Origin of the sequence: [Flexibacter] sp. ATCC 35208, from assembly GCF_001975825.1 — a bacterium.
Taxonomy (GTDB): Bacteria; Bacteroidota; Bacteroidia; order Chitinophagales; family Chitinophagaceae; genus Chitinophaga.
Genome location: NZ_MTKN01000018.1, coordinates 16,094 through 28,133, shown reverse-complemented (window position 1 = coordinate 28,133; position 12,040 = coordinate 16,094). Strand labels below are relative to the sequence as shown.

Annotated in this window: 11 protein-coding genes; 3 read left to right on the top strand and 8 right to left on the bottom strand. The window is 44.0% G+C overall.

The genetic code is table 11. The features are described from left to right. A partial coding sequence (locus tag BW716_RS37635; protein WP_220388754.1) for a hypothetical protein occupies nt 1-204 on the bottom strand: 204 nt, incomplete at its 3' end. A gap of 635 nt (nt 205-839) precedes the next feature. Here BW716_RS37635 and BW716_RS13175 point away from each other — a divergent pair. Beyond that, on the top strand, nt 840-2,198 hold the full coding sequence (locus BW716_RS13175) for a sigma-54 dependent transcriptional regulator (RefSeq protein WP_083723031.1): 1,359 nt from the start codon (nt 840-842) through the stop codon (nt 2,196-2,198). Nucleotides 2,199-2,219: 21 nt separating this feature from the next. Beyond that, nucleotides 2,220-2,570: an Hpt domain-containing protein gene (locus BW716_RS13170; RefSeq protein ID WP_083723030.1), complete on the top strand. Its 351-nt coding sequence runs from the start codon at nt 2,220-2,222 to the stop codon at nt 2,568-2,570. A 224-nt stretch (nt 2,571-2,794) separates the two neighbouring features. Here the strand turns inward: BW716_RS13170 and BW716_RS13165 are convergent, their stop codons facing one another. From BW716_RS13165 to BW716_RS13145, 5 genes are all read right to left on the bottom strand, one after another. Continuing rightward, nucleotides 2,795-3,250, bottom strand: coding sequence for a PA2169 family four-helix-bundle protein (locus BW716_RS13165; RefSeq protein ID WP_083723029.1), 456 nt, complete (start codon nt 3,248-3,250; stop codon nt 2,795-2,797). A 365-nt stretch (nt 3,251-3,615) separates the two neighbouring features. Then, nucleotides 3,616-4,062 (bottom strand): nuclear transport factor 2 family protein, encoded by a 447-nt coding sequence (locus tag BW716_RS13160; RefSeq protein ID WP_083723028.1) that lies wholly within the window; start codon nt 4,060-4,062, stop codon nt 3,616-3,618. A 32-nt stretch (nt 4,063-4,094) separates the two neighbouring features. After that, a complete protein-coding gene (locus tag BW716_RS13155) occupies nt 4,095-4,940 on the bottom strand; it encodes an SAM-dependent methyltransferase (RefSeq protein ID WP_083723027.1) in 846 nt (281 codons plus the stop codon). Between the two features lie 138 nt (nt 4,941-5,078). Then, nucleotides 5,079-5,342, bottom strand: a complete 264-nt coding sequence (locus BW716_RS13150) for a hypothetical protein (protein ID WP_083723026.1) — start codon at nt 5,340-5,342, stop codon at nt 5,079-5,081. Between the two features lie 83 nt (nt 5,343-5,425). Continuing rightward, a complete protein-coding gene (locus BW716_RS13145; RefSeq protein ID WP_083723025.1) occupies nt 5,426-5,920 on the bottom strand; it encodes a DUF4251 domain-containing protein in 495 nt (164 codons plus the stop codon). A gap of 172 nt (nt 5,921-6,092) precedes the next feature. On the opposite strand from BW716_RS13145, the gene BW716_RS13140 reads away from it, so the two are divergent. Next, entirely contained in the window at nt 6,093-7,424 is a 1,332-nt protein-coding gene (locus tag BW716_RS13140) for a HAMP domain-containing sensor histidine kinase (RefSeq protein ID WP_143708843.1), read from the top strand. 40 nt (nt 7,425-7,464) lie between these two features. Here the strand turns inward: BW716_RS13140 and BW716_RS13135 are convergent, their stop codons facing one another. Together BW716_RS13135 and BW716_RS13130 are read right to left on the bottom strand one after the other, a co-directional pair. Continuing rightward, nucleotides 7,465-8,844, bottom strand: a complete 1,380-nt coding sequence (locus BW716_RS13135) for a SusD/RagB family nutrient-binding outer membrane lipoprotein (protein ID WP_083723023.1) — start codon at nt 8,842-8,844, stop codon at nt 7,465-7,467. Nucleotides 8,845-8,848: 4 nt separating this feature from the next. Further along, the gene (locus BW716_RS13130) at nt 8,849-11,989 is read right to left on the bottom strand and encodes a SusC/RagA family TonB-linked outer membrane protein (RefSeq protein ID WP_083723022.1); all 3,141 of its coding nucleotides are present in this window, start codon (nt 11,987-11,989) and stop codon (nt 8,849-8,851) included. Nucleotides 11,990-12,040: the final 51 nt, after the last annotated feature.

Here is a 12,040-nt window from a genome sequence, read left to right as displayed (position 1 = left end):
GATTGACAGAGATGGAGGAAAGTGAAGAAGGTTTGTGGAGTGAGGATGGAACGTGACAGAGATGGAGGAAGGTGAAGAGAGTTTGTGGGTGAAGATGGAACGTGAAAGAGATAATGCCAGTGCATTTGAATCAGTGAACAATGAAGCGTGCAGATCGAACAAGTGTGGAGGATCATAACCTATGCTAACAAACGAGCTTGTCATTTTTAGAAGCTTATAGAAACTAGTGAACTTATGTGAGAGTGCGTCATCCCGGCCCCTGTGCAAATGAAGAAGGAGGAACAAGAAAAGGGGCCAGGGAATGATTCAAAAGAAATTCAAAAAAATATAGACGAATTTAAAAATTAAAAAGGATCAAAGGGATTGGATTAAAGATTCAAGGCATTGAAGGGATTGAAAGAATTCAAGGAGTTTCAAGGGAATTCAGGAGGTTGACTGAATTCAAGGAGTTTCAAGGATAATAAAAGAAATTAAAGAACCTAAGACAACAAACTAATTATCGTGCTTTTTTCATAACCGATTCATCCAGGCCCCACGTGACTTAGATTATGTACGACGGAGTGGGGCCACGGATGGGTCAATTTCAGACCAACATTAGAGAACATTATAAGCAATTAAAGAACTTTCTAAGCAATTAGTGAACTTTATAACCAATTAGAAAACATTCTAACTAGTTAAAGAACTTTATAGAAAATCAAAAAATATATAGCCAATTTCATCCCACCAATACCATATCAGCATAGTCTTTTTTATACAATCAAAATAAAAATGACTATTCTGATCCCTAACTGAATCGATCATGATTGGAAAATTTCCTAATTTAACGGAAAATTCCATGAATGCTCGATTTTAAGATTTTTATAGTTGAAGACGACAAATGGTATGGTAACCTGTTACAACACTACCTCAGTCAAAACCCCGATTACGAAGTAACCCTAATCGGCTCAGGTAAGGAATGCCTGGCTCAGTTGCACCGAAAACCTGATCTGATCACGATCGACTTTGGCCTTCCCGACATGAACGGTGAAGAGCTATACCGTAAGATAAAGCAGGCTCAACCAAACGTTCCTGTCATCATCATCAGCGCCCAGGAAAAGATCACGACAGCTGTAGACCTCCTGAAAATGGGTGCCGAAGATTATCTCGTCAAAGATGAAAACACCCAGCAGTTACTCTGGAAAGCCATCATCCGCCTTCGGGAAAATCAATCCTTAAAAAATGAGATCACACAGTTAAAAGCGGAATTAAAAACCCGGTACGACTACTCCACCTCCATCGTAGGAAAAAGTCCTGCCCTACAGGCTGTATTCCGCCTGATCGATAAGGCCGCGGGCTCTATGATCAACGTATCCATCACCGGCGAAACCGGTACGGGTAAAGAACTGGTCGCCAAAGCTGTCCATTACAATTCTGCCCGCAGCGGACAACCGTATGTAGCAGTGAACATGGCCGCTATTCCCAGGGAATTGGTAGAAAGTGAATTGTTCGGTTACGAGAAAGGAGCTTTTACAGGGGCACAGAACCGTAAAACCGGCCGTTTTGAAGAAGCTAATGGCGGTACCCTATTCCTGGACGAAATCGGGGAAATGGACCTGAATATCCAAAGTAAACTCCTCAGAGTACTCCAGGAAAAAGAACTGATCCGCCTGGGAGGCAACAGTAAAATCAAACTGGACTTCCGCCTCGTCGTGGCTACCCACAAGAACCTGGCTGATGAAGTAAAGAAAGGGAACTTCAGGGAAGACCTTTACTATCGTATCGTAGGTCTGCCCATCGCACTTCCACCCCTTAGGGACAGAAAAGACGACCTTTTACTGCTTACACAGTTCTTCCTTTCTAATTACTGTAAGGACAATAGAATTCCGGAAATCAAGGTTTCCCCTGCTTCCCGGGAAAAACTCCTCACCTACAATTACCCTGGTAATATCCGTGAATTGAAATCAGTGATAGAACTCGCCGCCGTAATGTCTGAAAACAACATTATTGAGCCGGATGACATTACCTTCCTCTCCGGCAATAACCATGATGTGGATACAGTACTGAATACAGAATTAACGCTCAGAGAGTATACCAGACTGATTATCCGGAACTATCTGAAACGGTACAACGATAATGTACTGTTGGTAGCAGAGAAACTGGATATTGGTAAATCTACTATTTACAAAATGTTACAGACCGGCGAGATTGAAGGCGCCTGAGTTTAACAACCTACAATCAATATGCGCGCTAATCATGCACTATATTCATATAACTATCTGTACAAAATATCTGACAACCAAGCGTTCATCGATAAGATGATCTCCCTTTTCATCAATTCAGTGACAGAATATACGGGGGACCTGCAACAGTTGCAGGTTACAAAGGTATTGCATGACCTGAAAAGGACTGTACATAAGTTAAAGCCCAGTGTACTGAGTATGGAGGTAGCGGGGGCTAAAGAAATTATTTTAAAACTGGAAGAAGCGGGAAAATGGAATGAGGAAGTAGAAAGGTTGGTAGAACAGCTGAAAGTAATCTTTCAGCAGATAAAACCAATGATGGAAGAAGATCTTATTCAACTAAATAAGTAATCTTTTTCATCTAAAGATGTAATCATTTTTCAACTAAATAAGTAACCTTATTCGCTAACGATGATGTAACCTTTATCATCTGAATAAGTAATCTTTTTCATCTAAATAAGTACCCTTACTCAACTAAACATGTAAAAAGGCTAAAGATAAATATAAAATAAGGCGTCCTCCCACATGAGAGGACGCCAGGCAAAAAATAGACTAAATAAGAAGCCTGATCAATATTATTTGGTAGCATCTCTCAGCTCTTTGATTTTATCATGAGAGCGTCTTAAAATCTGCTGTTGCTCTGTCACCATTTCTCTCAGGTAAGCTGGCAACTCTTCCTCTTCCAATGCACTACTATAAGCTCTCTGGGCTGCATCTTCTCCTCTCTCACAATTCGCCAGTACTGTATGACGGTCATGACCGGTAAATACAGCCTTGATATCCATCCATGCGCGGTAAATCTTACCACTGGTAGTTGTGGAAGTTTCCATATCACCACCTAATGCATTTACTTCTGTTCCTAAAGCCAGTCTGATTTCATGACTCTCGCTGATCATGGAGGAGAACAATGCTTTCAAGTCATTATCTTCCTGTTTCAGTTCTTGTAACGCTTTTTCATAACCGTCAATTCGGTCATTGTTGATTTGTACCAGATCATTCAGGATCTCTATGGTTTCCAATGTAGCTTGCATAAAATACTTTTTTATTGGTTAACAGATATGACCGTTACTGGTCGTTCTATTTTCTACTACCAATAGAAAAACTATGCCATGATGCGGAAATTGCTATAAATAAGGGTTTGAGGGTCAGGCCATAAAAGCCGGGGGCAACAAGGGCAGGAAGCTAATCATCAGTTTGGGTAAATAAGCCGACGTGCTCAGGAATTCGATCAGGCAGATTTATTTAATCATCTATAGAAATTCATGATCAATTGATGATCAGTCCGTGTTCAATCCGGTATCGATTTCTGAATTATTCCGGATATGTTTCCGGATTTTAACAAATAGCATTTTATGTCTTCAATCATTCCTGAAATGCCAATCAAACAGAACACTAATTACTGATTTGCTACCGGCTGCTTCACCGCCTGTCTCGCTAATAACTTCCACTGACTCCCCTCCTTCGCCCACACCAACAATACATGCAAATGTACATTGCCGGGCTTGCCATTATCATTTGTAGCGGCCGCCAGATTATGCCTTACTATCGCGGTATTCCCACTGATCACAATCGTCTGATCACTCAGATCAATCGATAAAAAGTCTGAATGCCCACTTACAATATTATCTACAAACGTAGCCTTGTCCTCTATCTTCCCACCAGAATGTCCGTAAGTCAACTTTGCATCAGCCAGTTTCTCTAACGTGGCTTTGTCCGCGTCTACCATCGCTTTCCGCAATGACTCTACCTGCGCGGCTACCGCTTTTTCCTCTTTAGATTGGGCAAATGAAATCATGGTCATACTACAAAAAATAATCAGGAAACAATACAATTTAGTTTTCATAAAACGTCGTTATGGTTATGTGATATAATGTACTACTTTCTTACGGCAAATGCTACACGATAAAACTCATACCCTTTTTCTGTCCTTGCCGGCATATATTGACGACGGTATTCTACCGCACTATTATCTTCCAGTAATTCCAGTTCAAACTGTTGCAAATATTTTCGTAAATTACCTGGTTTCCAGCCAAATGTCCATTTTTCTTCCAGCCGTGCTACATCATTGAGCAACTTCTCTCCCCCATAATAGACATGGGGTTCCCGCAATACTTTTTCATCTACATAAGTAAAGATTACGAAGGAGCCTTCAGGGAACTTTTCTATAAACCGGAATGTAGCAGCAATAGCTTCTTCCTGCAGGTAATTCGTCACGCCCTCCCAGATAAATACCGTTGGCAGTGAAGCGTTGAGTGACAGGTCATCCAATCCTTTTTCATTGAAATCGAGCTGCAGGTATTGTACATGTGGGGTCAAGCTCCCTAACTTCTCTTTTTTCACAGCCGATGTATTGGGATGGTCTATTTCTATCACGGGCAGGAGGCGCAGAAAATCAAGGCGCAATGCCCTCGTATCGAACCCGGCACCCAATATGACCACTTGCTGTATACCCTGGTTCACAGCTTGTTGCACAAGTTCATCGATATACCTGGTTCGGGCTATGCCAGAGGAATAAGCACCGGGGATCCTTTTCTGGATAATACGCTGGATCATGCGGCGGATAGGAGGAATAACAGATAAACGGGTGGCTATCTGAAACCCACGGTCAAGGAAGTTGATGGCATAAGGGTCGTAGACCAGTTTATCATGTGGTCGCTGGGTTTCAAGCGCCCGGAATAAAGCCATATACTGGGCGGTCCGACTGGCGGAGAGTTCTTTCATAACGGCGTAGAATGTTGTGCTTTGATCTAAAGATATAAAAAAACGCAGAAAGGGTTACATACCGTAACCCTTTCTGCGTAATAATACTTTTAAAAGTCAGCTTAGTGAAGCAAGCGCTTCTTACACTTTTAAGTTCAATTAATTCAGCACATGCTCCGCTTCCACAAATGCTTCGAAGGCCTCAAGCGTCCACGCCTGATAATCTTCTAAGCCTATACCTAATCGCTCATCGCGCTGTATTTCCTTATCATCCCTGGAATCCCAATAACCATTTGCGAGTGATTGAACATTATCAGTCGTTTCCACTGACACTTCATTATACTCTTCGGGATAGCTTCTGTAGTTTCCCATGGCCAGCTCCTGAATGGAATGCTTTACACCTTCTTTGTTATTCTTAGACATGGTATCTGTTTTTGGTTCACAGAATAAAAAACAACAACCATTCCGCTATGCCAAATTCCAGTGCATCTTAAGATAATTTTAACTTATTTTTTAGATTTCCTTTCATCTACTACTCCATTAAATGTAATAGGCTGGCGGTTGTTGCCAATCACCTGCAGTGAAGAATATCCTGCTGAAGAGACATTGAGTATCAGTTGACTGGCTTCCTGTGTATCCTTTGGTTTGATCACAATCGTCCATCCTCCTTTTTTCTTTTCTGTGACCTTATAATCAAATTTAGTAGAGGTAAATTGTATGCCTCCTTTGGAAGGATCCATCGGTGCTGTATACGCACGGCCAAAATACGGCAGATAACTGATTACAGAGTCTTTGGTGACTGTCAGGTCATACTGACCATTCAGCTGCCTGTCCGGCGAAGGGCCGGCAGGTATTGAAGACTGAGCAGTAAATACATATGACTGGTTATGAATCAGATTTGTGATGGCCGCTTTCTTATCGTCGCTTTTGGATTGTGCTGAAGTGAGGCTGGGCAGGGATATAGCCATGGACACAAGGCCGGCTATTACGATATTTTTCATAAAATGATATTTATTTAGGTAGCTGCGAATATCATTCCATAAAATGAAGTGTGAGTAGAAATCCTACTATCACATTTTCGTGTTATAACATATTAACTTTTCATCCCCGACCTTTGTAGTCACTACCGAGGGACGATCACTAACTAATAAAGACTCACACTTGCGAAATGTTTTGGCTCGACTTACCAACTTATGGGAGAAGCTAGTGGGAGACCCTGCAGCGTTTTCGCTGGAGAACCGTGCTTTCAACTCCATCAGTGTCATTACCCTGGCACTCTTAACTGTATTATTGCCATTCAATATGTGGCTGGGACTGACTGCGGTATGGATCATCGTGCTGGTGTTACTGATCTTACAGGTTTTCTTCTTCTGGTTGTCCAGGTTTAAGGGGATTTACAACGTGAGCATGCTGGCCTATGTGATTGTCAGTTATATCACATTGACGGCCACTTATTACCTGAACTCCGGCAGTCATGGCCCCGTTCTCCTGTTGTTTTTCCTCACATTTAACCTGCTGATTGCATTCAGCCCACGTAATCGACACTGGATCTGGGCTTCCCTGCATTTGCTCCTACCAATTACCCTGCTCACCATGGAATACCTGCACCCCAGCTGGATTGCAGATAGTTATCAGAGTGCGCAAAACAGGTATATTGACCTCGCTTCCAGCTACTTTGTGACCCTAACCTGCACCTTCCTGATCACTAATTACCTGCGGAATAATTATAACAGGGAGAAAAAGAAGGCGGAAGACAGGGCGGATAAAATCGATATTCAGAATGCCAACCTGGAACAACTGAACCAGAAAAAGGATAAACTCTTCTCTATCATCGCACATGACCTGCAAAGTCCATTAAATTCGATTATTACGACCCTGCACCTCATTGCAGAATACGAATTGTCAGAAGAGGAACGTAAAATGCTGGGCGATGAACTGCTGACCATGACCAAGAATACCTCCAATATGCTGACGAACCTGCTTACATGGAGTAAGATGCAGATGGATGGTCGTGGGGTACGGTTATCACCGGTACATGTATACGAAGTTGTGCAACGGGTATTAGGTATTCAACAGATACTTGCAGATAAAAAATCAGTGACGCTGACTTCCAAAATTGATCCTGCTGTGTATGTAACGGCAGATCATAATATGCTGGAGCTCATCATCAGGAACCTGGTGAATAATGCGATTAAGTTTACTCCTAATAACGGACAGGTGACGATCAGCCTGTTGGTAAAAGATGGTATTTGCCAGCTGATGGTGACGGATAATGGTATTGGTATTGAAAGTTCTCATAAGGAAGAAATCTTTTCCTTGAAGACGCAATCTACTTTCGGAACGAATAATGAAAAAGGGATTGGGCTTGGATTGGTACTTTGCAAAGAGCTGCAATCTTTACAGCATGGGGAGCTTTGGTTTGAAAGTGTACCGGGGAAAGGAACGACTTTTTATGCGACGATACCGGTGGCGGATCCTGCTGCGGATGGGAGGATATCGGCGTAAGGGGAAGCGGAGCTACTACCCCGCTGTCCCTCTCTAAAAATCACTTATCCCACCAGAGTACATCCGCCAGCGAACTCACTGCCGGCACATTCGCTGCATTCCTACTGGTTTCAGATGCAGGATAACTTACCCTTCTGATAAAGGTGGTTAAGAGCGCATTCGCCGGTAAATTGAAATTCTTATATTGATAATCATATCTCCGTGCATCTGTCCAGCATTCAGGCTGCAGGAACATTGCCACGTATTTCTCTTTAAACAACAGCTCCTTTGAATAAGCAGGTAATTGAGACAGGTAGTTCGCCTTGTCTGTAACAGACACGCCTACCTTATCCATATTTGCACCTATGCCATCCAGGTATGCCTGATAAGACTTTGTAGCATCGGTATTAAAATAGGCTTCTGCTGCAATAAACCGGGCCTCTGCATACGTAAGCAATAGTAATGGCGCACCTGATTTAGAATAGTACCCATTTACTGACAGGTAGCACTGCCCTTTGTCCGTACCGGAGCCTACACGCCCCGCACCATTAACAGTCCCCCTGTAATCACCATATTTAGTCGTATCTGTGATCAATGGCAAACGAGGATCGAATATCCCATATGTACTGCCATTCAGGGCATTGATAAAAGTCGCACTCAGCCAGCCGTCGAGATTGCCACTGGCATTATTGACGGCTACGCCGTTCCATAGACTCAGACTTTCAAACCGGGTGATGGCGGCATCATCGCTATTGCTGGTATAGCCACTATCCAGTGCTGATAGGATGGCTGCAGGATCGTAATCCGCTTGTTTGCTCAGGCGGTTTAGTAACCGCGCTTTGAGTGTATAGGCTGTTTTGATCCAACCTGCTACCGAGCCACTATGTACCAGATCGTTTTCTGCATCGAGGGTAATAAGCGGATCTGCCTGTTTGAGGGAAGCAATTCCTTTTTCTATCAATAATAAACAACTGTCATAAATCGCCGCTCCTTTATCGTAAGCGGGTGTGAGATAAGTAGCGCCCTGCCATGCCTGCGAGTAAGGAGCGTCTCCCCAAAGATCTATGAGCATACTCATGTTGTAAGCTTCGAGGATCTGGCCTACACCCATATGCTGATAAGCGTTCTTCTCTACAGCCAGTACTTCCATCTGGCGTATATCCTCTATCGTAAGGTAGATGTTTTTCCAGGTGGTGCTGGCATCAATGTCATCATACACATCTGTACTACTGCTGGCATTGGGTGAGGCCAGCTGTTGTACGTAATAAGAAGTGATATTGCCTACATTGAATACGTTTACACCTGTCTGGTAAGTAACTTCTGATAATAACCCATTGATAGGCGGGTTGGTAGTTTGATTCGGGTTCGTCTGGTTCACATCCAGGTAGCCTTTGGAACAACCTGCTATGGCGGCCAGTAAGATTATATATATTCGTTTCATGACTTTAGAATTGAAGGTTTACACTGAACAGGAAACTACGGGTAGCAGGATAAGTAAACCCTGCAAAGCTATCGGCACCATTACTGCTGGCAGAGGCGGAGCTGGTTTCAGGATCGAAACCCGTATACTTTGTATGCAACCAGAGGTTATTCCCTGTGAATGACACAGTCGCTCCCGAAATGGTATGGGTAGGTTTTAGCCAGCCAGCAGGCAATGTGTACGATAACCCTGCTGATCGTAACCGTATCCACGAAGCATTTTCAATAAACTTTTCACTTGCCCCACGATAGTAATTACGATAATAACCTGCCCCATATTCTACCCCATCAGGCCCCGTACTCTGACCTAAATAAACGGCTTTTGCATTCTGTGTTCCATCTGCCAGCACACCATCAAATACAATCGTCTGGTTCCTGTTCTCCGTTATCTTTGATTCCCCAAAGGCAGCGAGGAAGTTGGATAGCTGGTTGTATTTATAGGCTCCCTGACGAACATCCAGTAACAACGAAAATGTAAAATTCTTATACCTGAAAGTCTGTAGTGTGCTCCCCATCCATTTTGGCAAAGTACTACCCAGATACCGCTGATTAGTGACATCATCCAACACAGGGAAACCATTCGCACCAATGAGCAATGGCAGGTCTTTACGCAGGGTCACACCATCATCATCGTCTTTAGCATAATACCGTTTGTAACTACGGCCATACAGCGCACCATAAGCCATACCGGGTACCAGCTTGCTGGTAACAGTTGAACTGAGGTAGCCATACTGACTGGAAATCACGATCTCTTTCAATTCTGCGCCCTGCTGCTCATTCAGTTTAATCACCCTGTTCCTATTCGTAGAAAAATTGATCTTAACATCCCAGCTAAAGTCTTTCGTACGTACCGGCATCGCTGTTACAGTCACTTCCAAACCCTTGTTATTGATTTCACCCGCATTGACATAAGCCTGATCATAACCGGTAGCATTTGATACATACACCGGCACCAACAGGTCTTTGCTCTTTTGCTGATAAGCATTTACTTCCAATCCCAGGCGATTATCGAGAAAACGCAGTTCTGTAGCGATTTCACTGGTATTCGTAAATTCCGGACGAAGGTTCGCATTGCCCAAGGTTCTGCTTTGATAAAAAGGTACAGTGGTCCCAATCGGATCACCCGTTTCAAAACCATTCGTAATCGCGTATGCATCACCATCTTTGCCTATCTGTGCATAGGAGATTTTCAGTTTTCCATAACTCCACCAATCTGGTAATTTGAACATATCAGAGAAGATATAGCTAAGACTGGCACTGGGATAAAAGTAACTTCGGTTCTCGCGGGACAAGGTCGATGTCAGGTCATTACGACCGGTGAGTTCCAGGAAGAGCAGGTTCTTCCACCCCAGGGTCAGGTCTCCAAAATAGCCGTAATTGCGGTAGTCGAGGATATAAGAATCCCCTTTCACACGTTTGGCATTGCCTAATAAAAAAAGATCCGGCACCACCAGTGTATCTCCTTCCACACTACTTCTACGTACCCGTTGGTCGCGAAGATCGTGACCGAGTTTAAAGTCAATAGAGAATTTCTCATTGAATGTCTTTGTGAAATTCGCCATGATAGTTGAAGTAAGGTTACGACTGCGCAGGTTGTATTCATCAATGAAACCGTATTCGTTGTCATCGAGGTTAGGTGCTTCATCCACCACGCCCAGTGGACCGGGAGCGGTATGCGTACGGCCATCGGTGTAGAAGTCATTACCAAAGCGATAAGAGAAATTCAACCAGTCAACAGGCTTATAAGTGATGTAGGCACTTGCGATAGCCCTGTTTACATTATCCCTGAATTTATTGGTAGAGAGTGTGTAAATGGGATTGTTCGTTCCGCTGCTGTACGTTTGTTGGGTACCATCTTCTTTCTTATAATCTTTCATGTTCCACCGGGGCGCCCAGTAGATGATCTGTTCGCCATAGCGATCGGAGTTGACCCTATTGCCACCGGAGTTGATGTAATTGAGAGACGCACCGGCGGTCACCTTGTTACTGATCCTGAAAGTGGCATTCAGGCGGGCGTTGTAACTGGTGTAGTCACTAAAGGGGATCACACCATTCTGCTTGAAATAGGAGACTGATCCTATAACCTGCGCCGCCTCTGTACCTCCGCCTACGCTCACAGTATGGCGGGTTTGCATGCCGGTTCGGAAAGCCTGTTTATAATTGTTAAAGAGTGTAGCCGGATGGGTAGGATCTTCCTGCCTGGCTTCGGCCACGGTAGGTCCCCAGGTGGGCCAGAAGCTGGTAGCGTCGTATACGCCGAGGTAACCCTGCGTGTAGGTAGATTGCACTTCAGGGATCTTATTCACCTGGTCAAAGCCATACAAACCATTGTAAGATACCCGGATCTTACCGGCTTTTGCTGATTTGGTAGTAATGATGATCGCGCCGTTTGCTGCGCGAATACCATAGAGGGCAGTGGCCGCACCACCACGTAGTACAGAAATGTTGTCAATATCATCGGGGTTGATGTCAGAAGCACGGTTACTCATACCACGTGTTTCTGCACCACCGGTGGTATAAGTACTATTGTCTATTTCCACCCCGTCAATGATAAAGAGGGGTTGGTTGTTTCTATCACCAGCGAGGGAGTTGATACCCCGAATGATGATACGGGAACTCTGGCCGGGGCCGCCCCCGGTACTGGTAATCTGTACGCCTGCTACTTTGCCCTGCAGCGCATTGACTACATTCGGTTGGTGGTTTACATTCAGGTCTGCGTTGTCTACTTGCTGGATCGTGTAACCTAGTGCGCGTTTTTCTTTTTTGACACCGAAGGCGGTGACAACTACTTCACTCAGGTCTTTCTGAGAGGGTTGCATGACAACATCGACGACAGACTGAGCACCGACAGGTATTTCCTGTGTGGAGTAGCCTACATAGCTAAAAATAAGTGTGGCGTTGTCGTTTTTCAGGGTAATGGAGTAGGTGCCGGATGCATCAGTGTAGGCGTGATTTTGGGTGCTCTTTTCGATAATGACGACTCTTTCCAGGGGTTGTTTATTATCTCCGGCAGTAACAGTGCCGTGTACGGATTTTCCCTGCTGCGCAAGGGAAATCGAGGTAATACTTAGCAATGATGCTAGCATCAACCATGACAATAATTGCATAAGTTGAGTTTTAGGTGAACAAAGTGACTGTACAGATTATTGAGTTAGACA